General features: G+C 44.7%; 28 protein-coding genes, 1 other RNA gene, 1 pseudogene and 1 riboswitch. Of the genes and pseudogenes, 8 read left to right on the plus strand and 22 right to left on the minus strand.

The window, feature by feature from the left end; translation table 11 throughout:
- Positions 1 to 50 precede the first annotated feature (50 nt).
- From NYE28_RS11670 to sspL, 3 genes are read left to right on the plus strand one after another with little or no spacing between them, the layout of a single operon-like run.
- Positions 51 to 731 carry a queuosine precursor transporter gene (locus NYE28_RS11670; protein WP_012117815.1) on the plus strand — a complete coding sequence of 227 codons (681 nt, stop codon included), beginning with the start codon at positions 51 to 53 and terminating at the stop codon, positions 729 to 731.
- A gap of 6 nt (positions 732 to 737) precedes the next feature.
- Positions 738 to 1,130 (plus strand): reverse transcriptase-like protein, encoded by a 393-nt coding sequence (locus tag NYE28_RS11675; protein ID WP_015240064.1) that lies wholly within the window; start codon positions 738 to 740, stop codon positions 1,128 to 1,130.
- Positions 1,131 to 1,181: 51 nt separating this feature from the next.
- Entirely contained in the window at positions 1,182 to 1,310 is a 129-nt protein-coding gene (sspL, locus tag NYE28_RS11680) for a small, acid-soluble spore protein L (RefSeq protein WP_003153575.1), read from the plus strand.
- 5 nt (positions 1,311 to 1,315) lie between these two features.
- Here sspL and NYE28_RS11685 read toward each other — a convergent pair whose 3' ends face one another.
- The 7 genes from NYE28_RS11685 to NYE28_RS11715 form a co-directional block, all read right to left on the minus strand.
- Positions 1,316 to 2,203 (minus strand): 5'-3' exonuclease, encoded by an 888-nt coding sequence (locus tag NYE28_RS11685; RefSeq protein ID WP_025284902.1) that lies wholly within the window; start codon positions 2,201 to 2,203, stop codon positions 1,316 to 1,318.
- A gap of 93 nt (positions 2,204 to 2,296) precedes the next feature.
- Positions 2,297 to 2,440 carry a hypothetical protein gene (locus NYE28_RS11690; RefSeq protein WP_003153570.1) on the minus strand — a complete coding sequence of 48 codons (144 nt, stop codon included), beginning with the start codon at positions 2,438 to 2,440 and terminating at the stop codon, positions 2,297 to 2,299.
- Between the two features lie 76 nt (positions 2,441 to 2,516).
- The gene (locus tag NYE28_RS11695) at positions 2,517 to 2,774 is read right to left on the minus strand and encodes a YpbS family protein (RefSeq protein WP_012117818.1); all 258 of its coding nucleotides are present in this window, start codon (positions 2,772 to 2,774) and stop codon (positions 2,517 to 2,519) included.
- A 68-nt stretch (positions 2,775 to 2,842) separates the two neighbouring features.
- Positions 2,843 to 6,424: a dynamin family protein gene (locus NYE28_RS11700; RefSeq protein WP_100001525.1), complete on the minus strand. Its 3,582-nt coding sequence runs from the start codon at positions 6,422 to 6,424 to the stop codon at positions 2,843 to 2,845.
- 183 nt (positions 6,425 to 6,607) lie between these two features.
- Positions 6,608 to 6,703, minus strand: coding sequence for a Fur-regulated basic protein FbpC (gene fbpC, locus NYE28_RS11705; RefSeq protein ID WP_025284905.1), 96 nt, complete (start codon positions 6,701 to 6,703; stop codon positions 6,608 to 6,610).
- A gap of 72 nt (positions 6,704 to 6,775) precedes the next feature.
- Positions 6,776 to 7,282, minus strand: coding sequence for an isoprenylcysteine carboxyl methyltransferase family protein (locus NYE28_RS11710; RefSeq protein ID WP_342490075.1), 507 nt, complete (start codon positions 7,280 to 7,282; stop codon positions 6,776 to 6,778).
- Positions 7,282 to 8,382: a 3-oxoacyl-[acyl-carrier-protein] synthase III C-terminal domain-containing protein gene (locus tag NYE28_RS11715; protein ID WP_100001527.1), complete on the minus strand. Its 1,101-nt coding sequence runs from the start codon at positions 8,380 to 8,382 to the stop codon at positions 7,282 to 7,284. The genes NYE28_RS11710 and NYE28_RS11715 overlap by 1 nt, the downstream gene beginning before the upstream one ends.
- A 165-nt stretch (positions 8,383 to 8,547) precedes the next feature.
- Between NYE28_RS11715 and NYE28_RS11720 the strand changes: the two genes are divergently transcribed.
- Positions 8,548 to 9,156, plus strand: a complete 609-nt coding sequence (locus NYE28_RS11720; RefSeq protein WP_100001529.1) for a GNAT family protein — start codon at positions 8,548 to 8,550, stop codon at positions 9,154 to 9,156.
- 28 nt (positions 9,157 to 9,184) lie between these two features.
- Here NYE28_RS11720 and NYE28_RS11725 read toward each other — a convergent pair whose 3' ends face one another.
- Positions 9,185 to 9,493, minus strand: a complete 309-nt coding sequence (locus NYE28_RS11725; protein ID WP_015240072.1) for an MGMT family protein — start codon at positions 9,491 to 9,493, stop codon at positions 9,185 to 9,187.
- 231 nt (positions 9,494 to 9,724) lie between these two features.
- On the opposite strand from NYE28_RS11725, the gene NYE28_RS11730 reads away from it, so the two are divergent.
- Both NYE28_RS11730 and NYE28_RS11735 read left to right on the plus strand, forming a co-directional pair.
- On the plus strand, positions 9,725 to 9,994 hold the full coding sequence (locus NYE28_RS11730; protein ID WP_015240073.1) for a hypothetical protein: 270 nt from the start codon (positions 9,725 to 9,727) through the stop codon (positions 9,992 to 9,994).
- A 514-nt stretch (positions 9,995 to 10,508) separates the two neighbouring features.
- The gene (locus NYE28_RS11735) at positions 10,509 to 11,093 is read left to right on the plus strand and encodes a YetF domain-containing protein (RefSeq protein ID WP_072589190.1); all 585 of its coding nucleotides are present in this window, start codon (positions 10,509 to 10,511) and stop codon (positions 11,091 to 11,093) included.
- Between the two features lie 244 nt (positions 11,094 to 11,337).
- Here the strand turns inward: NYE28_RS11735 and NYE28_RS11740 are convergent, their stop codons facing one another.
- Positions 11,338 to 11,904, minus strand: coding sequence for a cysteine hydrolase family protein (locus NYE28_RS11740; protein WP_100001531.1), 567 nt, complete (start codon positions 11,902 to 11,904; stop codon positions 11,338 to 11,340).
- Between the two features lie 348 nt (positions 11,905 to 12,252).
- Between NYE28_RS11740 and NYE28_RS11745 the strand changes: the two genes are divergently transcribed.
- Positions 12,253 to 12,528, plus strand: coding sequence for a hypothetical protein (locus NYE28_RS11745; RefSeq protein WP_007409505.1), 276 nt, complete (start codon positions 12,253 to 12,255; stop codon positions 12,526 to 12,528).
- 244 nt (positions 12,529 to 12,772) lie between these two features.
- Here NYE28_RS11745 and pbuX read toward each other — a convergent pair whose 3' ends face one another.
- The 5 genes from pbuX to NYE28_RS11770 form a co-directional block, all read right to left on the minus strand.
- Positions 12,773 to 14,077, minus strand: a complete 1,305-nt coding sequence (pbuX, locus tag NYE28_RS11750) for a xanthine permease PbuX (protein WP_160223139.1) — start codon at positions 14,075 to 14,077, stop codon at positions 12,773 to 12,775.
- Positions 14,074 to 14,658, minus strand: a complete 585-nt coding sequence (xpt, locus tag NYE28_RS11755; protein WP_007409503.1) for a xanthine phosphoribosyltransferase — start codon at positions 14,656 to 14,658, stop codon at positions 14,074 to 14,076. Before xpt ends, pbuX begins: the two co-directional genes overlap by 4 nt.
- A 99-nt stretch (positions 14,659 to 14,757) precedes the next feature.
- Positions 14,758 to 14,857, minus strand: a riboswitch (purine riboswitch).
- 133 nt (positions 14,858 to 14,990) lie between these two features.
- Entirely contained in the window at positions 14,991 to 16,493 is a 1,503-nt protein-coding gene (locus NYE28_RS11760; protein WP_094031794.1) for a carboxypeptidase M32, read from the minus strand.
- 111 nt (positions 16,494 to 16,604) lie between these two features.
- Positions 16,605 to 18,524, minus strand: a complete 1,920-nt coding sequence (locus NYE28_RS11765) for an ATP-dependent DNA helicase (protein WP_012117827.1) — start codon at positions 18,522 to 18,524, stop codon at positions 16,605 to 16,607.
- 103 nt (positions 18,525 to 18,627) lie between these two features.
- Entirely contained in the window at positions 18,628 to 18,819 is a 192-nt protein-coding gene (locus tag NYE28_RS11770; RefSeq protein ID WP_003153550.1) for a hypothetical protein, read from the minus strand.
- A gap of 165 nt (positions 18,820 to 18,984) precedes the next feature.
- Here NYE28_RS11770 and NYE28_RS11775 point away from each other — a divergent pair, with 165 nt between their 5' ends.
- Complete coding sequence (locus tag NYE28_RS11775; RefSeq protein ID WP_003153548.1) at positions 18,985 to 19,137, plus strand: YpzG family protein; 153 nt, start codon at positions 18,985 to 18,987, stop codon at positions 19,135 to 19,137.
- 40 nt (positions 19,138 to 19,177) lie between these two features.
- Here the strand turns inward: NYE28_RS11775 and NYE28_RS11780 are convergent, their stop codons facing one another.
- The 8 genes and pseudogenes from NYE28_RS11780 to NYE28_RS11815 all read right to left on the minus strand — a co-directional run bounded on the left by NYE28_RS11780 (position 19,178) and on the right by NYE28_RS11815 (position 25,947).
- A complete protein-coding gene (locus NYE28_RS11780) occupies positions 19,178 to 20,344 on the minus strand; it encodes a class I SAM-dependent RNA methyltransferase (RefSeq protein WP_160223140.1) in 1,167 nt (388 codons plus the stop codon).
- A 96-nt stretch (positions 20,345 to 20,440) separates the two neighbouring features.
- Positions 20,441 to 20,822, minus strand: an RNA gene (gene rnpB, locus NYE28_RS11785) — RNase P RNA component class B.
- Positions 20,823 to 20,877: 55 nt separating this feature from the next.
- Positions 20,878 to 21,177: a cell division regulator GpsB gene (gene gpsB / locus NYE28_RS11790; RefSeq protein ID WP_003153541.1), complete on the minus strand. Its 300-nt coding sequence runs from the start codon at positions 21,175 to 21,177 to the stop codon at positions 20,878 to 20,880.
- A gap of 79 nt (positions 21,178 to 21,256) precedes the next feature.
- Complete coding sequence (locus NYE28_RS11795; RefSeq protein ID WP_007409499.1) at positions 21,257 to 21,805, minus strand: DUF1273 domain-containing protein; 549 nt, start codon at positions 21,803 to 21,805, stop codon at positions 21,257 to 21,259.
- A gap of 88 nt (positions 21,806 to 21,893) precedes the next feature.
- Positions 21,894 to 22,130 (minus strand): spore coat protein CotD, encoded by a 237-nt coding sequence (gene cotD / locus NYE28_RS11800; protein WP_003153539.1) that lies wholly within the window; start codon positions 22,128 to 22,130, stop codon positions 21,894 to 21,896.
- An 83-nt stretch (positions 22,131 to 22,213) separates the two neighbouring features.
- Positions 22,214 to 22,321: pseudogene (locus tag NYE28_RS11805) on the minus strand (hypothetical protein); the annotation flags it as partial.
- 121 nt (positions 22,322 to 22,442) lie between these two features.
- Entirely contained in the window at positions 22,443 to 23,681 is a 1,239-nt protein-coding gene (locus tag NYE28_RS11810) for a ribonuclease H-like domain-containing protein (RefSeq protein WP_342490076.1), read from the minus strand.
- Positions 23,682 to 23,700: 19 nt separating this feature from the next.
- Positions 23,701 to 25,947, minus strand: a complete 2,247-nt coding sequence (locus NYE28_RS11815; protein WP_012117832.1) for a DEAD/DEAH box helicase — start codon at positions 25,945 to 25,947, stop codon at positions 23,701 to 23,703.
- Positions 25,948 to 26,033 lie beyond the last annotated feature (86 nt).

A 26,033-nucleotide genomic window follows, 5' to 3' on the forward strand; every position in this document is an offset into this window, starting at 1 on the left:
GCGTGTGCTATAATCAAACCATTCTCAAATTGAAAGGAAGTCAGCAGGTTTTGTTTAACGATGTGTTATGGATCTTATTTGCGGTCATTCATTTTATCATTGTTCTTCTGTTTTATAAAGGATTTGGCAAAACGGGCCTATTCGTATGGATCGGTTTCGCCACGGTGTGCGCCAACTTGCAGGTTGTCAAAACAGTCGAACTGTTCGGGCTTACGGCGACACTGGGAAATATCATGTACGGCACCGTTTTCTTCGCAACGGATGTGCTGAATGAAAAATACGGTCCCAGGGAAGCGCGCAAAGCCGTCTGGCTCGGGTTTTCCACTCTGCTCGCTTTGACATGCGCCATGCAGGGGGCTCTTTTATATAAACCGGCTGCGTCAGATATCGCACAGCCTGCCCTTGAGACGATTTTCGGTTTTCTGCCGCGTGTTGCGCTCGGAAGCCTCTTGGCTTTTATTTTCAGCCAAACGATAGATGTTTATGTATATTCAGCCATTCGGAGAATCTTTCCTTCAGACAGGCTTCTCTGGCTCAGAAACAGCGGAAGCACGGCGCTCAGCCAGCTGCTGGATACATTTATCTTCACTGCCGTGGCCTTTATCGGCGTTTATTCCGCGGGAGTATGGTTCAGCATCTTCATTTCAACTTACCTGATTAAATTTGCGGTATCACTCATTTCTGTCCCTTATGCGTATGCGGCAAAACGAATGACACCGAATGGAGAGTGACGGATGATGCCCGCTGAAATTTATGTAGACGGTGCAAGCGCCGGAAACCCGGGCCCGTCCGGTATCGGTATTTTTATTAAACATGACGGGGAAACAGAATCTTTCTCAATTCCGATCGGCGACCATTCAAATCAGGAAGCTGAATTTCTCGCTTTAATTGAAGGAATGAAGCTGTGTGCCGCCCGCGGATTTGAGTCCGTGTCATTCCGGACGGATTCGGATATCGTGGAGCGGGCCGCAGATCTTGAAGCGGTTAAAAACAAGGCTTTCCAGCCGTTTGTTGACGAAATCATCCGCTTAAAGGCCGAATTTCCATTGTTTTTCATTAAGTGGATTCCCGGCAGACAAAACCAAACAGCCGATCAGCTCGCAAAAAAAGCGATTCGGCTGAATAAATAACCGGAATGAAATTGCGTCTCACTGTTCATCCTACAAATGAGGTGAACAGCTATGAGAAAGGAAAATAAAGGCCGGCTGACCGGGGGCGTGAATCCTCAGGGAAATATGGAAGGAAATGCGCATAAAGACCCGAAATCAGCCCTTGAAAACAACGCAAAAAAAAGCAATACAAAACGCTAGAGGGATCAGCTGATCTCTCTGGCGTTCAGCTTTTCGAGCATCCTTTCAATTCCTTTTATCTGATGACGTCTGAGCATTAATGCCGCCTCTTCCATCTTTAATGAAAAAAGCGCTTCTTCAAGCGTACAGACTAACGGCACCTCGCAATGTATTTCAGCAAGCTGCCTTGACAGCTCCAATTCTTTCAAGCTTTGCTGAATTTTCGTTTGCTGGCCCTTCGGCAAGAGAGCGAGGCTTTCTAATAACCGGTCTATGTTTTGGTATTCACGGATCAGCTTGTACGCCGTTTTTTCCCCGATCCCTTTAACGCCGGGATAGTTATCGCTCGTGTCTCCCATCAGCGCCTTAATGTCAATCAGCGCTTTTGGCGGAACTCCCGTTTCTTCTCTGAATATCTCATCTGTATATACCTTATAATTGCCGATACCCTTTTGCAGCAGCGCTACTCGAACTTGATGATTCAGCAATTGAAGCAGATCTTTATCACCCGTTACAATCGTAATTTCCGCTTCCCCGGAAAATAGGGCAGAAAGCGTACCGATACAGTCATCCGCCTCATAGCCTTTTATGCCGATGTTTAAAAAACCGAGCTCTCGCGCTGCTTCTTTCGCTAGATCAAATTGCGGAATCAGCTCTAGCGGCGGTTCACTTCTGTTGGCCTTATAATCTTGAAACAAATCATTGCGGTACGTTTTGCTTCCCATATCCCAGCAGCAGACGACATGTGTGGGCTGAAACGTATCAACCGCCGTAATAAGATGCTTTAAAAAACCGTTGACGCCGTTTGTGGGAATTCCGTTTTCATTTATCATAAAATTGCGATGAACGGCCGTCGCGAAAAACGAGCGGAACAAAAGCGCCATGCCGTCAACGAGCAGTAATTTATTATTCATATATCGAAACTCCTTTTTATTCAATGTTCCTATTTTACCAAAGAAGGCGGTAAAAAAACAGCATCCCCCCATTTGGAAGATGCTGCCGTCACGTTATTCACCGTGTCTTTTATTGCTTGCCATCAGCTTTTCAGCTTCACGGCCGGCATAAGAATCAAATTTCTGTCCGAAGCCGTTTTTCTTTTTGGCATTGTTATTCTGCTGAGCATTTCTGTTTCCCAGTTTTGTTCTGCCCATGGTCATATCCCCCTTTAGAGAAGATACGGATAGTATGTACAGCAAGCGCTGATGACACACGCGGCAGGTTCATCCATTACTGTCTGCTGACGAATTCTTTCACCATCTCTTCACTTACGAATCGTCTTTGCGGCACGATGCCCTTTTTCGCCAGCTGGTTCATTTTTGCGGTGATGCCATTGATGGCATCTGTCGTGAACGGTTTATTCTGTCTGCATTTTACAATGGCTTCTTCAATGGCCTGTTCACGCTCATAATCAAGCTGTACAAATGTTTTGACATGCTGATGCTGTTTTGCGGAATGTGCTGAAATTGCTTTATGGACTTCTGACATAAAAGGTTTCATCTCGCTTTTTTTCATTTTAGTCTACCACGACTGTTATCTGCCCGCCAACCGGATTTTTAAATTTTCAGCATTTCATCTTTCTTTTTCCATGCTTTTTCGGCTTCGTAAAGGTGTTCAATTTCCCTTGCACTCGTATTTTCCGCAAGACCTTGTAAATAAGTGTCCCGCTGCTCGCGGATCTGGGACAGGCTTTTATCCGCCATGTCTTCTTGCAGACGGCGCACCTGCTCAGCATATCGCTCTGAAAGGCTTTCTTTCTCCTGCTCAAGCCACTTTTCTGTCACTTTTTGCAGGCTGAGCCTGAGCCCTTCTACAAACGCTGCTTTTCCGTTCTCTTCAAAAAACTGCTTCGGTGATTTAACTTCCTTTACGTGATGTGAGAATGCCGAGACGTCAATGACCGGAGCGACCTCTTTCAGCTGAACGGCAAATTCGTTTTCACCGCTCACATAAATGGAGAAATCTCCGTCTTCCATAAGCTTCTTCTGACAGTTTTCCATCCATTCCTCAGTCATATGGCGCTCAATAAAACCGGTCATCCGGATATCGAGCGTTTTCAGCTCTTGAATATATTCAAAACGGAATTCCTTGAGCGCTTCATTCAGCGCCGCTGATATATTTCGTTTCCAATCACCGTTTTGAAGACCCGGATGGAAGGCGGTTTTCAGCATATCATTCGCATAAAACGTCAGGCGATGTTTAATGTGATAGAGCTGTTCTTCCGTATCTTTCATCACTTTTCGAATGATGACCTCAGACGTACGGCGCTTTGAAATGTCAGCGAGAGCTTTTTCATAGGAAGACTCCAGACGCTGTTTCTTTTTCTCTTTTTCTTCTGCCGACTGGTGAAGAGATTCGTGAAGCTGTTCCACCATATCGCACAATTTGTCCGCCTCTGTTTTCAGCTGGGCGCAGCTGGCCCTCATTACATCTTCCTCAATAAAGTGCTCAAGCCCGGTTCTTACATCAGAGAACCTGTTATAAAAAGCTTCTTTTTTACCCGCAAGCTCTTCTTTACTTGAAACATGATATAATTTCGGCCGGTTAATTCCCTCTTTTGAGAGTTCTGAGCGGACATAGTCTTTGACGGTTTCCAGCTCGCTTTCGGTTTTGGCCAGATCGGCGGCGTTAATGACAAAAAACATTTTATCCATGCCGAATGATTCTTTGACGAGGCCGAGTTTCTTCAGAAAAGACCTGTCTCCTTTTGAAAAAGAATGCTGATAGTACGTCATATAAAAGAACGCGTCAGCATCTTTTATATATTGAAAGGCAAGCTCCGTATGGCGCTTGTTTATACTGCTGGCTCCCGGCGTATCAACAATGGTGATGCCTTTTTGCGTGAGAGGCGAATCATAATACACGGTGACTTCTTTTACGCAGCAGGCCGTTTTTTCTTCGGCTGCGTACGGTTTTAAATCTTCAACCGGCACCGTCAGTGTCAGCCTTTGACGGATCTGTTCTTCATACGCATCAAACGCCTGCAGCATCGTCTGAATCACCGGGATGAGTTCATCCGGAACTTTTCCCTTTTTAATGGCATAATTCCATCTCTCTTTCAGTGAACGCCCCTTTACATCAGCATCTTTCAGCTCAGTCAGCTGAAGCATTTCAGCGTCCAGCTCCTCCTCCGTTTTAAAAACGATCTCCGCAGATTTATGCGGTTTGCCGTCTTGCGGTTTCGTTATTTTGTTGATCGTAGCCGTTGTGGGCGTCGGTGATGATGGAAGCACGAATTCACCGACAAGCGCATTTGCAAATGATGATTTACCGGAACTGAATCCGCCGAATAACGCCAAGGTAAACTGGCGGTTTTCAAGCCGCTCAATCCTGCTTCGAAAGGCTTCTGCCTGTTTTCCTAATATGCTCGAGGATTCAAGAATCCCGGCAAGCTCATAGAACCGATCAGTCTGCTCTTTTATAGGAAGTTCCTTCATCGCATTTTTTTCGGGCTTGCTTACTTCATGCTGTACAGCCTCTTTTGGTTTCTCTTTTTGGACGGGCACTTTCGCAAGGCGTTTTTTTCGCGTATACCAGTCGCCGCTTCCCGTATCACAGGTCAATTCTTCTTCCCACAAAGCAAGGACGCGGGCTGCTTTTTCCAAGGCATTGCGTTCTTCTTTTGCCGATTGCGCGAGCTCATCCCTTATTTTCTTTTCTTTTTCGAGCCGGTTTTTCAAGTTCTCAATGAGCGGTCCGTTTTTTGTCTGAACATAAGCGGTCAGCTCCTCAATGAGTTCCGCTGTCTGTCTTTTGGCTTCCCTTCTGATCATTTCAGCGAGGTCTTTCGTATAAGTTAATACGTATTCAGATGAAAAGGCCGCTCCCTGCTTAAGGGCCTGAGCGGTGATATCATCAGAAAGCGGTGTGCGGTACGCCTGGATTTTCTTGATCAGTTCGTCCGAATCCGCTTCATACCGCTTGGCCGCTTTCGTAAATGTGTCGATAATATGCCAATCCGCTTCCCCTTCCGTTCTTTTTTTAATATCGGCAAAAAATTCAGCACGCCTTCTTTCTTTTTCCGAAGCCGTTTTCGCTTTTGAAAAGAATAATCCGGTTTTAAATGAGGGCTGCTGTGATTCAATATAAGCAGATGCAAGCTCCCTCATCTCAAAGGGTGTCAGATTAGCGTTTTGCAATATGTTCTGCACGTCTTTTCTGATGTCTTTCTCTGCTGTTTCAGTCTGTTGAACGGCTTTTTTAAGCTCATCTTCAACAGAACGGACAAGTGCTTCTTGTTTGTCAAACTGCTCTCCGCTGCCGTTTTTATCATCTTTTACGAGCAACTCTGTATGCTCTTTGACTAAGTGTGCGACTTTTCTCTCCGTTAAGGACCATAAATTTGTTTTTGCCTGCTGTTTCAGCTTCTGCAGATGTTTTTTCAGCTGTTCCATGCCGTTTAAAGGATGGTCAGGCTCAGTGACAGACGTAAAGAAAAGCGATTCTTTCGGTATTCCTGTGCCTTCAAGCATGTCTTCCACCTGCCTGCGGTACTCTTCAAACTTCGTTTCAGTTTCATCATGTCTGTCAATTTGGTTGACGATCAGAAACAAATTCGGGATACGGTCTTTGATGGAGCTGAGAAACAGCATATTTTCTTCTGAATGGACGTGATTATAATGAACGACGTAAAATAAAGCGTCAGCCTGATGCAGAACCGAAGCGGCAGATAAAAAATGCGCTTCGTCCGTCGAATCAATTCCCGGTGTGTCAATGTAGGCCGCATAAGGCTCTGACTCCTTAAAGCCGGCATAGACTTCCACCGTTTCAATTTGCTCACCGTCTTTACAGAATTGCTGCACTTGTTCTTTATCGTAACTTCCTTTAATTTCTGCATAAGCCCCGTCCGTCGTATGAAGCACGACTTTATCTTCACCGTGCCGGATGACAACGAGGTTGGCGCTTGTGGGAATCGGGCTTGTCGGCAGTATGTCTTCACCGAGCAATGTGTTTAATAAAGAGGACTTTCCGGCCGAATAATGCCCGGTAAACGCGATATAAACCTCTTCATCAGCCGCTTTTTTCATAATGGCCGCGAGCTGATCGGCCCGTTTTTCATCCTGATGATCCAAAAACTGTGCGTATAAGGCACCCGTTCTGCTGAAAATCTCCCTGTTATGGCGTTCTTCTTCTGTCATGTGTCTTTACCCCTTTGTGTCTGTCGCATCAAATGACGTTTTTCATTTTTAGAAAGCTCTGAAAAAAACCTCTCCCCCATTTTACACAAGAATGGCTCACTTTTCTTCAGGAAACGCAAAAAAGCCGCCGATATCGGCAGCTGATAAAGAAAAAACACCCGCGGCAGGAAAAACCGCAGATGTTTAAGAAGACATCGATTTATTCGAAACTTTTTTCAATACGAAACCAATTAAAACACTGTATGTACAAACGGCTGCAAATAAAAATAACATTGTCATTTTCGGCACCACCTTGAATGAGAATCATTTTCATATTTATATCTTATCATGAGTGAGAATGATTTTCAATCTCTATTTTGCGGTGTTTTCTTCTAGCGCTTTCTCTTCGGCGCGAATCCTCACAGTGAGCATGCAGGCATTGAGAATCGAAAAGAGAAACAGTGTCCAATACGCTCCGTATAACAGCGGCAGAAAAATAAATTCTAAGATGACGACCGCGTAGTTCGGGTGCTTCATCCACCTGTACGGCCCCTTTCTGACAAGCTCCGCATCCGGCACGACAAGAATTTTCGTATTCCAATACCGCCCTAATGATAATCGCGCCCAATACCTGATCCCCTGTACAAATAAAATAATACATATAATGGCGGCCCACCTTGGAGAAAGCGTTTTTTGAAACGCCGCCACCTCAGCTGTAAGAGAGACAAAAAAGAGCACGTGCATTAGGACGAGAAAGGGATAATGTCCTTCTCCGTATTCGACTGCGCCTTGCTTTTTCACCTTTTGCTCATTGCGCCGGGCCACGATCATCTCCGCAATCCGCTGGGCCGCAAGCAGCATGATAAACAGCCAAAACATTAAGAAGCCCCCTTTTCCCAGCTGAACAGCAAAAGCTCAGACGAAAATCCCGGCCCGAGAGCGCCGATCAGCCCTTTCTCGTTTTCTTTCTGCCGTCCGTGGAGCAACTGTTCTTTTATCACATGAAAAATAGTTGCGGAAGACATGTTCCCGTGTTTTTGCAGCACCTTCCGAGATGCCGCAAGCTGACCGGTGCCCATTGAAAGACTCGTTAAATAGGCGTCAATGACCTTTTTCCCGCCTGGATGGGCAAGAAAGGTTTTAATGTCGTGAGGACTGACACCATATTCAAATAAAAATTCATCAACATTGTTCTTCAGCCACTGTGAAACCAGGGTGGGAATGTCTCTTGAAAAAATGACTTGAAAACCGCTGTCCGTGAATTCCCAGCCCATCACATCTTCCGCATCCGGCATCATCACCGATTGAGTGGCGAATATCCGCGGAAGAAGCGGCTGTTTGACGTCGTTTCGGTTCGCCTTTTCTCCTCCGATTAGTACTGCGGCAATTCCGTCCGCAAACAGGGAAGTTCCGATTAAGTTGCTTTTTGACTTGTCGTTCGGCTGAAACGTTAAGCTGCAGAGTTCAGCCGCGATGACAAGCACGTATGCTTCAGGATACGCGCGGCAGTATTCGTACGCCCTGGACAGGCCGGCCGCTCCGCCCGCGCATCCTAAACCCCAGATCGGTATCCGTTTTGTTTTCGCAGAAAACGGAAGCTGATTCATCACTTTCGCTTCAATGCTGGGTGTCGAAAGCCCGGTGCTGGAAATAAAAAAGATCGCATCGACTTTTTCATATGGAAAGGGATTTGTTAAACAATCCGGGTTTGTTAAACAATCAAGTGCCGCATCCGCACTGTGCTTGACGGTTTCTTCCGTATACAGCCGGTTTTTTTCTGAAAAACCCCGTGCCGTTTTATACCATTCAATCGGCCGGACAAACTGCCTTGATTCAATTTCGCCGTTTTGAAAGGCTTTTAACAGCCGGTCAATATCCTTAAATGAATCGGCAAACATCCCTCTCGCAAAATCCGCCGCCGTTTCTTGCGAGACATGATACTTCGGAATGCTCGTTCCGACAGATAACACATATGCCATGCCCATCACCTCTTTACATAAAGGTTCCCGCTTTTTTCCTGAATGTATGCATAAGTTTGAATCGAGGATTTCACTGACATGCCATTTTAATAGGAAATTGGCCCTTTTGAATAAGAAACCCTTCGACTATACTTGATCCATTCATAAAAAAAGGTTGTGATTGGGATGCTGACACCTGTCATTCTTAGAGGGTCACTCGTTCAGTTAGAGCCGATGACGATTGATCACACTCAGGCACTTTGTGACGCTGCTTCAGAAAATAGGACGACTTACGCTTACACCCATGTCCCTGACGGAATCGAAGAAACAAAGCGTTATATTGAGCGCGCGCTTTCCGATTATGAAAAAAGACCTGCATTGCCTTTTGCAGTACGGAGTCTTGAAACAGACCGAATCGTCGGAAGCACGCGGTTTATGGATGCGGAAGTGTTTACGCGGCCGGCGGACGCATCTCCGGAAGTGTGTGAGATCGGCAGCACATGGTATGCCTCTGCCGTGCAGCGGACTGGTGTCAATACGGAATGTAAACTTCTGATGCTGACTCATGCGTTTGACGTGTGGCAAGCTGTCAGGGTGACGCTGAAAACCGACGTTCGCAACCAGCGCTCACGGACTGCGATTTTGCGGATCGGAGCCCAATTTGAAGGGATCCGCCGCGCACACATTCCGGCTGTCGACGGCGGTCTCAGAGATACCGCCTACTACTCCATCCTTCGGGAGGAATGGCCTTATATCCGGCAAAACCTTTCTGGCCGGCTCAAAGCATATAACTGAAAAACCTGCCGATATACGGCAGGTTTTTTTACATATTCGGATCATGGACGTATAAATTGAGATCGATCCGTCCGTCTGACGTGACCGCTACCCCCTCAGCTTCAAGAGACAGCTTCTGTACAGAAAACATCTCTTCGTCTCTCAATCCGATTTCGCCCTTTGCATTGATGACCCTGTGCCAAGGAAGACAATGCTTTTTACTCATGGAGTGAAGAATCCTCACAACCTGCCTCGCTCCCCGCGGACTTCCCGCAAGATCGGCAATTTGACCATACGTCATCACTTTTCCTTCAGGAATCTGTTTAATAATGGCTACCGCCCGTTCCGTAAATGTCATGCAACTCCTCATTTCGACTAAAAATGATTTCCCTAGTATCATACAACAGTTTTGACGTCATATGATGATGCCTTACTCTGGAGGCTTAAAATAAGATGATACGAGTTAATAAAACTCATGGGGGAAAATACTTTCTTATATTCACAAAAAGTTAACATAAGTTTATATGGACAAATTTTACATACAGTTATATAATACAGTTGTATCAAATAAAAAAAGGGAGTGTTTTAAATGAAATTTAAAAAAGTTTTAACCGGTTCAGCTCTATCACTTGCTTTACTTGTTTCTGCTGCTCCTGCTTTTGCAGCAAGCCCGGCTGCAGATGGCGGGAGTCATAAAACTGCAGCTCCTCAGGCAGTGTTAAAAACTATATACATCAATGCTAATACACGTGGAGAACTTCTTAATGTAACAGTATTTGCTGGAGTTAAATACTATTTAAAAGATGCCAAGCAGAACAGTGATGGTACATGGACTGGTGAATACCAAGGTTGGTTTTAAGATTATCTAAGGGATAAGAGATTTTTCTCTCATCCCTTTTTTCATAGTTGTTTTCCCTACTAACCTCCTAAAAAACACGATCAGCGAAGAGCGTTGTGCGGCGATCCTAAGCAACCGTATTTCAAGCTCTGTCTCAGCAGCAGATCGGTGTTCCTCAATGCATTTTAGCAGGATGTCTCAGTATGCATCCTTTTTTGTTCCCAACCATGCCGCTTTTCCTATGACTTAATTGTGTTAATTGACAACTCGTTTTTCTTGGCAAGGTTCTTCTATTTCATGCCTTTACGCACTCCTTATACTCCTTGGTGTGCTTTTCAGCCACCAATATTCACCGCCGCCTCTTGTATTGGAGATTCCGAAATGAATTCACCCTCGCAGAATAGTTTCTCCAGTTAGAAAAACACCTAAAATGAATAAAATTAAATGTAAGGGCAATAATTTTTCGTGAGCAAGTACACATAAAACCTCTTACTTGCTCTTTTATTTTTGATAAAACACAATCCAGGGTGATAACATGAGATTTGCTTGGGAAGAATTAATTATAATTGCATTCGGAATGATTTTACTGAGAATTTCAGGGAGAAAATCCATTGCACAAATGACCATTGCACAGACAATGGTCATGATTTCAATCGGTACGATTATCGTTCACCCCATTTTAGAAACCAGTTTATTGAAAACATTAATCGCTGCGTCTATCCTTTTTAGCGCTTTGATTTTGATGGAATGGTTTCAAGTAAAAGTAAACTGGATTGAATCTTTTTTAACCGGAAAATCTAAATTCGTTATAGAAGACGGCCAACTCAATATAGAAAACTTAAAGAAGCTGAGGCTGACAGCAGATCAACTCGAAATGCGTTTAAGACTTCTTGGCATTTCAAACATAAACACAATTAAATATGCCACTTTAGAAGCTAATGGACAATTAGGTTACGAATTAAAAGATGACTGTAAGCCTTTAACCATCAAAGATCTTAAAAATGTGATCGATCCAAAATGTCTTAACAAAGAGCCTCAGCCTCAAAAAGATGATCAAGCCAATATATTCGAGGAAATCAAAAGTCGCCAGGCCCAGCACAAGCCAAAAAATCTTGAATAATTCGCTGATTAGTAAAGCCTTTTGTTATTCAAAACCGATGCCGAATCAGACCGTTAACCGCCAATCATTTTTTACCGAAACCGGTTTACAAGAAACAAAAAAAGCATCTGAAGCAGATGCCTTTTTTCAATCGATATTGCGACGATGAAAAAAGTCGGCAACCCCCGTATTTTCCGACGAGGTCCTTGTATGAGCCTGAATTTCAGCCGCCTATCTCTACCGCCGGCCTTAGCCATAATGTTAATCAGTTTGTTTTTATAAAATCATTGATTAATTGATCAGTCGTTAATATTGTGGCGAATTCATCATGCAATGTTGCCAGAGATATATTGTGAATAGTCTCTGCATCATAATATGTATCATTTTTATCTCTCATTCCGAAGGCTGCTGTTGCATCTGAAATCAGGTATGTATCAAATCCTAAATTACCGCTCATCCTTGTGGTTGTTGAAACACAGTGCGGCGTAGTCAAGCCAGTGATTACGACAGTTGTTATATCATTTGCTTTTAAAAGCTCTTCTAGATTAGTCCCAATAAAGCTGCTGTTTACTTTTTTGGTTATAATGACTTCTTTTTCCATAGGTTTAACGATTTCCTTTATAGCAACCCCCTCATTTTTTGGATAAAATAAAGAACCAGGTTTATCAGAAATATGTTGTATGTATATGACTGTCCATCCTTTTTCTCTCCATAATTTCAGTATTTTGCTGATATTTTCTTCCGCCTTTACGTTATTTCGGTCTCCCCACTTTTTATCATCAAAGGCTTTTTGTACATCCACAATGATTAAAGCTTTTTTCTTTTCTGCCATCAGATAACCTCCTATATTGAAAATCCGTGTTTATAACATTTTAAATAAAGATTTTACTTTTGTACAATTGTTTCAGTGTTAAATTTCATATCGCACCTTCCCCGTTGGAAAAGCATTGAAATATCTAAAGCTAGCACTCACTCAAAAGCTGCAGATCACCAGAGGCCAGCAATATTCAACTCTTTTTCTCTATATACTTATCAATATCCTGAAATAAGCCGCAACAGTGAATGAAAAGATTGCCCCTAACTAAATTCACGCTCGCAAAATATTAACAAAAAAACCCTTGGTTATTTTTGTATTGTATGTAATAATACAAATGTATTAAAAAACAAAGGAGTGTTCAAAATGAAATTAAAAAAAGTTTTAACTGGTTCTGCCTTGTCTCTCGCTTTACTCGTTTCCGCTGCCCCTGCTTTTGCATCTAGCCCTGGCAATACAAATAGCGACTCAACTCAAACAAAAATTTCGACACAAGCGACCAAAGATTCTTTTACAATGGATTACCTTCATAGATGGGATATCCCAAATACAACTGTTAAGAATGGTGTTACATATTACCTTAAGAAAGTAGAGATAATCGAAGGGTTCTATCGCGCAACTTTTGAAGGATGGATTAATTAAAAGAAGGGGCTTTCCCTTCTTTTCACTCTCATTTGTAAGGATCCGTGCACAAGATACTCGTTCACGTACATATAGTCCGGGACGGTTTTCGGCGAAATAAGGCGGATGCCCCATCACTCAATTTGTTTCTTTTCAAACAATGAAACTAATAAAAAAAGAGGATGCCTCACAAAAAGTTCAGCAAACTTTCGGAAGCATCCTCGATCTGGATAAAATAAGATGTTATTTTAAAGAAAACGGATCACTAACCCTCTTGAACCCTTGTCACATCAAGGGTTTTTTTCGTTTTAGGAATCATATTATAAATAATATTCAAAAGGACGGCGGTAAAGCTTCCGGCGACGATTCCGTTTGTGGTCAGCAGATTTAAGTAAGACGGCAGGTGCTTAAACATATCGGGAACGACGGTTACACCGAGTCCCAATCCGACCGAACACGCGACGATCAGAAGGTTTTCCTGCTTTTTAAAGTCAATTTGACTGAGCATTTTAATGCCGTAGGAAATGACCATGCCGAACATGGCCACCATCGCGCCTCCCAGTACCGAAGACGGGATGATGGTCGTGAAGGCTGCGATTTTCGGAAAAAGGCCGAAGAGCATTAAAAGTGCGCCCGTGACACCGATAACCGCGTTTTTCTTAATTCCTGTCAGCTGCACGAGGCCGACGTTTTGGGAATAGGCCGTATACGGAAAAGCATTGAAAATGCCGCTGATGAATACCGCCAGGCCTTCCGCGCGGTAGCCTTTTGCTAAATCACGTTCAGACAGGCGCCGGTTTGTCAGGTCACCGAGAGCGAAATAGACGCCTGTTGACTCAACAAGGCTGACAATGGCAACGATGGACATCGTGATAATCGGTGCCGCATGAAATGTCGGCGTCCCGAAGTAAAACGGTTTAATCATTTGAATGGCATCAGCATTCGCCACATTGTCAAATTGCACTTTTCCCATAAAATATGCGATGGCCGTCCCGATGACAATGCCGATTAAAATCGAAATGGATTTCAAAAATCCTTTTGTAAACCGATAAAGCAGCACGATGATGACGAGCACCGTAAATCCGAGGGCAAGGTTAGCCGGATCACCGAAATCCTCGCTGCCTTCCCCGCCGGCAATATGATTCATCGCGACCGGCATTAAGGTCATCCCGATAATCGTCACGACAGATCCGGTTACGACAGGCGGGAAAAAGGATACGAGCTTGCCGAAGAAAAACGACAGCAGAATGACAAGCAGACCCGATGCCAAAATGCTCCCGTAAATGGCTGAAATCCCGTACTCCTTACCGATGGAAATAATCGGCGCTACCGCGGTGAACGTACAGCCGAGCACAACAGGCAAGCCGATGCCGAAACATTTATTCCTCCATACTTGAAGCAGCGTAGCCGCCCCGCACATAAAAATGTCAATTGATACGAGATATGTCAGCTGTTCTGCGTTCAGTCCCAATGCCGCTCCTACAATTAAGGGAACGACGACGGCGCCGGCATACATGGCAAGCACGTGCTGGATACCGAGGGAAAGTGTTTTGGCATAGCCGTTTTTCATGAACGGACCTCCTGTACAAATGTCACTTTTCCGTCTTCAAGCGATTGAATTCTCGCCAATGATTCGACCCGGCATCCTTTTTTCATCAGCTCATCTCTTCCCGGCTGAAATGACTTTTCAATGACGATTCCGATCCCGCAAACCGCTGCGCCTGCTTGTTTTACGATGGATAAAAGTCCTTCTGCCGCCTGTCCGTTCGCTAAAAAGTCGTCAATGATTAACACGCGGTCATCTTTCGACAGATGATTTCCGGAGATTGCAATCTGACTTTCTGTTTTTTTCGTGAAAGAATAGACGGATGCCGTCAGCAGATCATCCGTTAATGTGAGAGACTTCCTTTTTCTCGCAAAGATGACGGGAACGCCGAGTTCAAGGCCGGCCATCACCGCAGGGGCAATGCCCGAAGATTCAATTGTGACGATTTTGGTTATCTCGTCTTTTTCAAAACGGCGCGCAAATTCCCGGCCGATCTGCTGCATGAGAACCGGATCAATTTGATGGTTTAAAAAAGAATCCACTTTCAGCACTTGATCAGAAAGAACAATTCCGTCTTCTGCTATTTTTCGTTTTAATGCTTCCACAATGATTACCCCCGCTTATAAAAAATAAAAAAAGCATTGCCCGCTCTCCAAAAAAAGAGCAAGCAATGCCGAATGATCTACACGCAACGGCCGAATAAAGCCGTTCCATTGCTCACTCATAGTCGGACATTTACGGTGACCGGTAGAAACTTGCGTGCCATATCCACGCGATTATATGAGTGTTCGTATGATATTAATCAAATTATAACAAGATACACTTCTTTTGCATAGCGAAATTTGAATATTTCCGAACTTTTACAAAGAATTGATTTTCGATTATTCGTGTTTTTAGAATTTTTAGAAAAACACCCGGTGTATGCCGGGCGTTTCGTTTATAAATATAAATTTGAATATTTGCCGACGAGATACTCAATGAGATATTGAACGTTCAGCTCTTCTCCCGTTGCATCTTTTATGATGTCAAGCGGCATTTTGCGTCTTCCGTGCTGATGAACCTTTTCTGTCAGCCATTGTTTGATCGGCTCAAAATCGCCCCGTTCTATTAATTGGTCAAATTCAGGCAGATCCTCAAGCATGGTATGCTTCAGCTGTGCCGCATACATATATCCGAGCGCATAGGAAGGGAAATAGCCGAAATCGCCGCCCGCCCAATGTACGTCCTGCAAAATGCCTTTTGCGTCAGATGGCGGCGTAATGCCTAAATAATCATGATATTTTTGATTCCACAATGCAGGCAGTTCTTCCACTGTCACTTCATTGCTGAAAATCGCTTTTTCAATTTCATAACGGATAATAATATGAAGCGGATATGTCAGCTCATCGGCTTCAATTCGGATAAATGTCGGTTTCGCCTCATTTACGGCGCGTACAAAGTCCTCTCTTTTCACATCTTGAAATTGATCAGGCGAAGCCTCAACCATTTTTTCATAATAGGCGGTCCAGAAATGTTGATTTCTGGCGATAAAGTTTTCATAAAATAACGATTGGGATTCATGAATTCCCATGGATGCGCCGTCAGATAAGTTCGTTCCGCTCAACGCTTCGTCAATATTCTGCTCGTAGATCGCATGCCCGCATTCATGAATCGTTCCGAAAATCGCCGTGCGGAAATCGTTTTCGTCATATCTGGTCGTTACCCGCACATCGCCCCGGTTGATTGTCGTCGCAAACGGATGCACCGTCTCGTCCAGGCGGCCGCCGTCAAAATCATACCCGAACTCTTTTAAGAAATACAAGGAGAGGGCTCTTTGTTGTTCTTTCGAAAACGTTTTCGTTATAAAGGAAGTGTCCGGTTTATTGCCGGATTCCGTCACTTTTTTGATAAGCGGAATAATCGCTTCCTTCAATTCAGAAAACAGCTGATCCAGCACCTTTACCGTAACACCCGGTTCGAAAATATGGAGCAATGCGTTGTATGGATGATCTTCATAGCCCCAATACGAAATAAACCGCTTATTAAAATCAATCAGCTTCTCAAGGTACGGAGCAAACATAGAAAAATCAGAGGCAGCCTTTGCATCCTCCCAAGCCGTTTCAGCTTTCGATGTTAAAATGACATATTCTTTATACTCATCTTCAGGAATTTTTTTATTATGATCATAATCTTTTTTCGCAAGTTCCGCCGCTTTCACTGTATCTTCAGGCAGCTCTTCTGCATGCGCGAGAAGGATGTCGATCAGCTCTTTCATCCGGTCGGATGTCTGGATTTGAAAAACGTCAGCCGACAGCTGTCCGATGCTTTCCGCCCGGTCATCAGAGCCTTTTTTTGGGGCTCCCGTTCTTAAGTCCCAATGCATAAGTGCAATGGCTTCGACATAGTGGGATACTCTTTTTAACAGATCAAAAAACTCTTTTTCATATGTATGTAAATCCATATCCGTTCCCCTCCCTTTTCACTATCAATTACAGGCTAATGGAATGCCGTGATAAAGTCAACTTCCCGGATTTAAAAAAGCCGCAGGATAAGAATCCTGCAGCTTTTGTTTTTATACGATTTTCGGTGTAACAGGCAAGATCTTTTTGACTTCGGCCAAGACCCGTTCACTTTCTCCGCCCGCATAAATGGATATGGTTCCGCTGTCCTGATTAGAACGGATGAGGCGGCCGATTCCCTGGCGGACTCTCAAGAGCATGTACGGCAGATCAACTTCCTCAAACGGATCTTTTTTCGCTCCGTTCCGCTTTGCGGTAAACACGGGATCATGAGGCGGATACGGCAACGCCCAAATGGTCACATTCCGGAGCGAGTCACCGGGAATGTCAAGACCTTCCCATAAGTGGACGGAACAAAGCACGGATTCTTCATCCCGCTGGAATTTTTCGACCAGACTGGAGATCTCTTCGTCACCTTCGTAGTATATCGGATACGGCAGCTCCCACGCGGCAGCCTGTTCTTTAAATTCCTTCATGTCTTCAAAGGAAGGGAAAAGAACGAGGGTGCGTCCTTCATTCTTCTTAATGGTTTCAATCGTTTCGGCTGTTTTCTGCTCAGACGTCATGTCACCGTGAAGCGCAACAGACATTTGCTCCTCGTAATCGTACGGAGATTCAACGGTGAATGATAAAGGATCACGGATTCCGAGGCTGTCAGCGATATAATCAAATGAACCGCCCTCAGAAAGAGTGGCCGATGAGAAGATATAAGGAATCTTTTTAGAAAAGACCTTTTCTCCCAAAACTTCGGCTACAGTTCTCGGCATAACAACAAACGTTGAGTCTGTATCCCGCGTTTCAAGCCAGCTGATGGCATCCTTTTGATACAGCGACAGCGAATATGCCATTTGTTCGACGTATTCTTCTACAACTGACAGCTCGTACTTATCGATCGTATACATTTCCGATTCAAATACGAGCGCCTCGCCGATTTTATCGAGCAGACGGCACAGTTCGTCAGCCGCACGCTTAACACGCTGGTCGTTTTGGATGTCCAATCGGTGAGAGCCTGCGATTTCCTTCGATTCCTCTGACAGCACATAGAAAAACTCATCGTTTGCGGCAAGGGCATCTTCAATCAGTTCGGCGAATTCCTCTCTGATATCATTTTGAAGCAGACGCTCTAAAAACAGCTCAAGCGTCGACTGCTTCACGCGATACGTTAACGCTTTTTGCGCGGCGAATTCCAGCAGATGTCCTTCATCAAACACGACGGCGCTGTGATCCGGCAAAAGCGGCAGCTGTCCTTCCCTTTTGCGTGATTCTTCCGTCCATACATGCTCCATGTAGAAATCATGGGAGCAAACAATCAGATCCGTTGATTTTCTGTAATGATCTCTCGAAAGTGTTAAACCGCATCTATGTCTCATATCACAAGTTAAACAATCTTGGAAGGAATCATAGCTGACGCCTGCCCACTCTTCATTCGTCAAATCAGCGTACTGTTTGCGGTCGCCGTACGGATAAAAGCGCTGCATCGCTTGTGATTCGTGTACGAATGAAGGCAGCGACTCATAAAGATCCAGCCACTTTTCATCATCAGAACGCTGCATCGTTTTCTCAAGCTTTTTCAGACACAGATACTGCTCATGGGATTTGGACAGCCGTGTATCAATCTGCAGATCCAAATGTTCTGTCAGCTTGGAAATGTCGCCTTCTTTTTTGACAAGCTGTTCAATTAACGTTTCATCGGCACATGCGATAATGGCCGGTTTACCCGTATATCTGGCATAACTGATGGCAAACAGCAGATACACCAGCGTTTTCCCCGTACCGACTCCTGCCTCAGCGAACATGACTTTTTTCTCTTTAAATGCCCGTTCAAGCTGAAACGCCATAAATACCTGCTCATCCCGAAGGTCAAAGCCTTTCTCGGGAAGGATATCGTAAAACACGTCACCAATCCAATTGTTCAATTCTTCGTAAAAATTCTTTTCTTTTGTTAAAGCAAAAGGCAAACGTGATGTTGTCACCCAACTCCAACCCCTAACTATTCGGCATTCAGACCATCTATAATATCATTTAACCCTTTTCAATACAACAAAAAAACTTGGCCTCGCCAAGTTTTTGCCATTATCATTTCCGGTTAATGATATGTGTACATAGGAACGGATGGTCTGTTGAATGTGTATGTTTTACCGCATTTTCAAGTTCTTCCTGTGCGTGTGTCATGGCGGAAGGACCGAACTCCGCTCCGGCTTCCTCCAGCCGGAAAGCAGTTGCGTCTAACGCCTTTTGTATTTTACTGAAGTGCTCGCTGTTCAGCATAAAATAGATCACCTCTCAAATAGAAATAATCATCATTCTATGCCGATGCTTCACTTTCTATACATGCCATTCTGAATGATCCGCACCTGACCTGCACAAACTACAACAGATATTCGATCGAATATCCATCTTCACAAAATTATTCTATCCGGGAGTGATGGTTACATGAGTTATAAAGATCGATTAGATCAGCATTCTGAATTGTTTCATCACAATTGGACGCGGCCGAAACGCTCTAAATCGCAAGTGAACGGCCACACCGAAATGTCCCAGACCAACATTATTTTACGGAGCAACGCAAAAGCGCACCGCTGGTAATGGCAGAATAAAACGTAAAGATGCCGGAGAAGACGCTGTTTCAGGCGTCTTCTCTTTGTTGCGGCTTTTTCCGCTGCGGCCGCACTTTAGCCCAATACTGATAATAATCCGTTTTGATAAAACCGTTAAAGAGCTTCCGTTTTTTGATTGCTTTTCTTCCGTAGACCTCTTCAAATTGTTCATTTGACGTTAACATGTAGACAGACCATGTATCAAGAGATTCAAATGCCCGGCCCATTTCTTTATACATCTGCTCGACTTCCTTTTTTTCGCCGAGCCGTTCGCCGTACGGAGGGTTTCCGACGATTACGCCGTATTCGAGTTTCGTCGTAAAATCCTGCACCCGCATTTGTTTGCATTCGATCAGGTCACCAAGTCCCGCTTCTTCTGCGTTTTCTTTGGCGATGTTTACCATCCGGTGATCTACGTCACTGGCAAAGATCTGCAGCGGCTGATCATAGTTCGCCTTTTCTTCCACTTCAAGACGCGCCTTGTCCCACAGTTCTTTTCCGATCCATTCCCAGTCTTCTGAAACAAAATCACGGTTAAAACCGGGAGCAATGTTTTGTCCGATTAAAGCGGCTTCAATGGCGATCGTGCCGGAACCGCAGAACGGATCGACGAACGGACGGTCAGGCGTCCAGTTGGTTAACTGAATTAACGCGGCAGCGAGCGTCTCTTTAATCGGAGCTCCTCCCTGATCAACCCTGTATCCCCGTTTGTGAAGGCCTGTTCCTGATGAATCCAGTGTAAGCACGGCTTTATCTTTTAAAAGGGAAATCTCCACCTTATACTCGGGGCCCGTTTCTTCAATCCATTCATTTTGTTTTCCTGATTGAAGTTTCAGCTTTTCCGCTATCGCCTTTTTGACGATCCGCTGGCAGTCAGGCACACTGGCAAGCACTGATTTCACGGACTTTCCGATAACGGGGAACTTTGCGTTTTCCGGAATGTACGCGCGCCAGTCAATCGCTTTTGTTTTTTCAAACAGCTCATCAAACGTTTTCGCCTGAAACTCGGCGACCTGTACTTTAATGCGGTCAGCCGTCCGCAGCCATAAGTTAGCGCGGCAGATCGCAAGCGCATCTCCTTCAAAAATGACTTTTCCGTTGTCTACTTTGCATTCATAACCTAAATCACGCACTTCTTTGGCGACGATCGCTTCGATTCCCATCGGCGCCGTCGCTATTAGTGTGTACTTCTTCATCGTATCACCCTGTCTCTTTTAAGCTTTCGTTTCATTCAAGATAAAAGCTCCCCTTTTAAGGAGAGCTCTAATTTGTCATATCAATAATGTTTAACGTTCTGTAAGCCATGTTTTGTTCCGTCGTACTGCAATCGGCTCATCACCTCGTACTCAGGCGGCAATCATCTATCTACAGAAAGCATTCTGTCCTTCTATCTGTTCAATTCCTTCAAGAAGGTTCCCCTACCAAAATTTGGGTTTCTCGCTCGAGGGGTTTACCGCGTTCCACTCTCACCATTTCTGATGAGACTTCGTCACTGTGGCACTTTCAAGGATACTCAGCCATATCCGGAGACGTAGGCTTTTTTCCTGCCGTCAGCCTATCAAGGCTGCCCTAGCTTATTTCTTCGCTAGGCACGAACACTACGGGCATCTCAGCACCGTGCGAGCATGGACTTTCCTCTACAGATTCAAAGATCTGCAGCGATTACCCGAACGTTAAGAACACTTGTTCATTATAAAGCAACTTGTCTCATTTGACAAGTGCATCTGCCCTATTCGTCATAAAGTTTGCTTCCGAATACATGTTTCTCAAGGTTGGACAGCCTTTTCAGAATGTCAAAGTTGGTCGTATTGGACTGCACCGGCTGTTTTTTGCTTGCTTCTTCAAGCTGTTTTTTCAGCTGCAGATTTTCTTGCTGCAGTTCTTCAATTTCTTGATGAAAGGTTTCATAATCCTTAATAATCATATCTAAAAATTTGTCAACGTCTTCTTGTCTGTAACCTCTAACGCCTGTTTTAAATTCTTTTTCCAAAATGTCTTTCGCAGAAAGCTTTACTTTATCAGCAAGCATCTTTTTCACCTCATATCGTGAATCATCATGTTATATTTTATTCAGAAACACGTCCCGTTGTCAAATATTCTCTGACGTGTTATGTAAAGAAATCCTCTTCTTCAACGGCGGCACGGAGATCATCCATCGTGATCGAATAAATCGGATATCCGTCTGTTTCACGGCGTTTTTCTGCCTGCTGCAGCATATATTTCGGCGATCCTTCCATTTCAGGATCATATAAAAGCAAAAGCGCATCTGACTTTTCAATAAAGAACGCGTTTTTCTGCCGGAATTGGAGCGGACTTTCGTACGGCCGATGCGTCAGGCTCTCCTCATAATCTGCCTGAGCAAGCACCGCTTCATACATTTCTTTATTCGGTTCCTTCCACTTTTCCTCCTGGCCGTAGAAAGGCGTGATAACGGCAACCTTTAATTCCGGATACTCTTCCCTGAGATCGTACGCCGTTTCTGCCGCCCAAAGCTCAGTCCCCAGCTGTCCGGATATGAGAATCCATTCCAAGCCTTCGTCAATAAAGCTTCTGAGTCTGGTTTCTATCGCCTTTTTTATATAAACAAGCGCCCGGTCATCCTGTTTAAAAATTCCGAGTTCAAACGGCTTGTATCCTGTTACGGCTAATACTTTCAATTGATCACCTGCTTAAAAAATGGGGCTCCCCATCGGGCCCCATTTTGATTTGCTGATATCCTAACCGATCTTGCTTAAGCGTTCAATACTAATGATCGCAGCAAGGGCTTCCGCACTGAAAATGCTGGTGAGTTGTCGGGTCAACATTTGAAAAAGTGTGCGGATAGTAATGAACGTGCTCAAAGTTGTGGTGATTTACGTTAGTTGTATGTTGCGGATGAATATGCGGCACAACCGTGTTAGAAAAGCAATGGTGTTCACAGCAATGAGTCGGATGGACAATCGGCGGCATCACGTTTGGTCTGCAACAATGATGATGAAACATGCTAAATCCCCTCTCCATTAACTTTTATTACACTGTTAGGTTATGAAGAAAAGAGGGTGCATGTTCTAATTCAATCACCCAATTTAAAAGTGCGTCAGCAAACTGTCTTTAAAATTCGAAAATACAAACGCAATCAAAAAAACCACGACAAAGAACAAGTAAAAAACACCTTTATACATACCAACTCTCCCCTATAAATAACTAACGCTATTTTACAAGATGCGGCACCATTCTACAACAAAATCGATGCGGATTCAGAAAAAAATATTTTTGGCGAAACAGCTCGGCTTTTGCGCTTTCCCGGGCAATATTTCAAGAGGAATATTTCCTCTTGAGCCGGGCAATTCTCACATGGAGCTTCTCGGCTTCTTTTTCCGATATTTCCCCGTCTTCTGCCGCCTGCTGCGCGGCCTGCAGAGCTTTTTTGTAATCTTTTGCGTGATGCTCAAAATAGATCGACAGCTCTACCGCTGATTGGTGTCTGCATATGTGAAGAGCAGAGCCCGTCAGTTTCTCCCAAAGGGGCACGGCGTCTTGCCTGCGGTTTTGTTTTTTATAAAGCATTGCTAAGTCAAAAAGGGCCCGATCCGAATCTTCAAAGGCTTTGCCTTGCAGCGCTTCCAGCTGTGAAACAGCCCGATCGGTTTCTTTATGAGCGATAAACCATTTCGCCATGGCGTATGCTTCCTGACGTTCTGACGTTTGATCAGAAGATGCAAAAATCTTTTTTGACATATGGATGTAAAGAGCGATGAGGGAAAGCACATCTTGTTCATTATGTGAGAGCACTCCCTTTAAAAGAGCCGGGTCCTCCGCCTTTAAAAATTGAAAATACAGCATCGGCGCCAAATAACCAGGGGTGTCTTCGTCCCTTTTAAAAGCAAGCTCTTCATTTTCAACCGCCGAAAGCGATACACGCTCTAATTTATGTTTCCAAAGCCGTCTCGCCCCGTGCAGAAGATCAAAGTGACCGAAGTCAGGAAGTTTCGGAAGCCTGTCCCGGAGCAATGTATGCCTAGTTTTTACCTGCGGCCAGTCAAAGGCTTTTCCGTTATACGTAACAAGGGACGTAATGTCAACCTCACTTAAAAAGCTTTTGTAAAGAGCCGTCTCGTTTCCCGGTTTAGGAAGCAGATGCTGTTTAACCGCGACACGGTCTTCATACACTCTTGCATGACCGAGCAAAAAGATCATATTGCCGGCCCCGCCGCCGAGGCCGGTCGTTTCAGTATCAAAGAAGAACAGCTGGCTTTTTTCGTATCCTTCTGCTGATAAAGTATGTGTCAATCCGCCTTTATTCCATAATGCCATGACGTCATCAAGTTCACTGAAGCTGTACCGTCCGTGGCAGTGCGAAAGCGGATAGACGGTTTCGCGGATAAGACAGTATTCATCCTCAAAAAAGAAAGGCTTCACTCCGAATGCCTCCCATTCTTCTCTAAATGGGACTTGAATATCCGGGACCGAAAGTTGTGAAGCTGCCGGCTTTTTTTCAGCTTCCGGCACATTCAGGTGGTTTTTCATCCGCTTTAATTTATTTTTCAAGGACATCTTTCGTCCCCCTTTTCTTTTACACGTAATTCAAGAGCCGGAGTATCGCTTTCTTTGCATCTATTCCTTCTATTTCGGAGCCGATGCAGGAAGGACATCCGTCTTGACATGGACATTGTCTGATCAGGCGCTCAGCCCCTTCATTGATTTCATCAAATCGCTTATATACTTCATCAGCAAGTCCGATTCCGCCCGGATAATGATCATACAGAAAGATTGTCGGAAGTCCGGTATGTGCGGCTTTGATTTGCGGCACGACATGCACGTCATTTCGGTCGCACATGACGTATACAGGCACGATATGCTGCAGGACGTGGGCAATGCCTAAAAGCAGCTGTTCAAGCGTTTTTTCGCCGATCTCCGAATCCGTCTCTTTCAATTCAAGCCAGGCAGCACTGGTATGCAGTTCTTCTTCTGGAAGATGAATCGGCCCTGATCCTATATTTTCAAATGTCGTCATTTTAATTTTTTTAAATATTGTCGGAAGTGCGTTCACGGTTACATCGCCGAAATGTAAGGCTGTTTTCTTTCTGCTGTCCGTTCTGTCAATGTCCAGCACTTTCAGCTGCACCGCTAAATTGGCATCTGTATAATATTCGACATCGACCTTTCGCACGTACGCTTTTTTATGATCCCAATCAAGCTTTTCAACCTGGTACTGCACCCCTTCATGAAGATAAATCGCTTCATCATGAAGAAGCGTCATCGCGCTGAAGCGGTCCATTTCTCCGATGATTTTTACATCAGCCGTCTCTGACCGGTCAACGATGACCACGTTTTCCTGTGACGCCGAACGGAGACTGATGTTGGAGGCGGGAAAAGATTCGCTCGCCCAGTGATAGCGTTCGCGGTTTTCGTGAAGCACCCCTTCTTCTTCTAAATACTCGAGAATATCTCTTGCATCATTTTCTCCGAATGTTTCATCGGCTCTGAAAGGCAGCTCATACGCGGCGCATTTCAGGTGATCGACCAATATAATGAGATTATCGGGATTGATCCTTGCAGATTCAGGCGAGCGTTTAAAGAAATAATCAGGATGGCGCACAATATATTGGTCAATCGGATCAGAGTTCGCCACCATCACGATAAGCGCCTCTCCCTGCCGCCGCCCGGCTCGGCCCGCCTGCTGCCATGCGCTCGCGACACTGCCCGGGTACCCCGTCATCACGCAGACCTGAAGCTGGCCGATATCAACGCCGAGCTCCAGCGCGTTTGTGCTGACAACGCCGAGAATGCTGCCGTCTCTTAACCCCCGCTCTATTTCTCTTCTTTCTTTCGGAAGATATCCGCCGCGATAACCTCTGACAGACTTTGAGCCGATTTCTTTTTTTACGATCTCCTGAATGTGGCTTAAAATAATTTCAACCCGGACACGGCTTCTGGCAAAAACAATCGTCTGGATCTTATTTTTCAAAAAAGTTTTAGCAAGCTCGTTCACTTCCACGGTGGCACTTTTTCGAATATGCAGCGGTTTATTTACAATCGGAGGGTTGTAAAAAGCAAAGTGCTTTCTTCCGGCCGGGGCGCCGTTATCGTCAATCAGGCGCACTGATTTTCCCGTCAGCTGCTCCGCCAATTCCCTCGGATTGGCGATTGTGGCGGATGTGCAGATAAATGACGGCGTGCTTCCGTAAAAAGCGCAGATTCTCATTAAACGGCGGATGACGTTCGCCACATGGCTGCCGAATACGCCCCGGTACGTATGTAATTCATCAATGACGATATATTTCAGGTTTTCAAACAGACTCACCCATTTTGTATGGTGGGGAAGAATGGCTGAATGAAGCATATCGGGATTTGTGATCACAATATGCCCGGCCTTTCTGACTTTCTGCCTGATGGCCGGAGACGTATCTCCGTCATAGGTGAAGCTTTTAATGTCCATGCCCGTCTCGTCTATGATTTCGTTCAGCTCGCTTTTTTGATCCTGCGCGAGCGCCTTTGTCGGAAATAAATAAAGCGCGCGGCTTGAGGCATCTTCCGCGATAGACTGAAGAACCGGAAGATTATAACACAGTGTTTTTCCGGAGGCCGTCGGTGTGACGGCCACAATGCTTTCTCCGTTTTGAACCGTCTGAAAAGCGGAGTATTGATGTGTAAAGAGCCGCTCGATCCCCCTCTTTTCGAGAGCCGCCCGAATGTTCGGATCTACTTGCTCCGGCATCGGCATGGTTTTCGCCTCCCGCGGTTCCTCTTCATGCCAATGCACAATATTTTCATGATTTTTTAATTCCTGTATCAGTTCGCTCAGTGATTTTTTCTTCATCGTTCACACCTCTTTATGAGGTACAGTTTACCGAATATTTGTTTGCCTGGCTAGATGAAAATCCTGTACAAGAAAAAAAGCAGGGA

Source organism: Bacillus sp. FSL R5-0443 (assembly GCF_038608285.1).
Classification (GTDB): domain Bacteria; phylum Bacillota; class Bacilli; order Bacillales; family Bacillaceae; genus Bacillus; species Bacillus velezensis.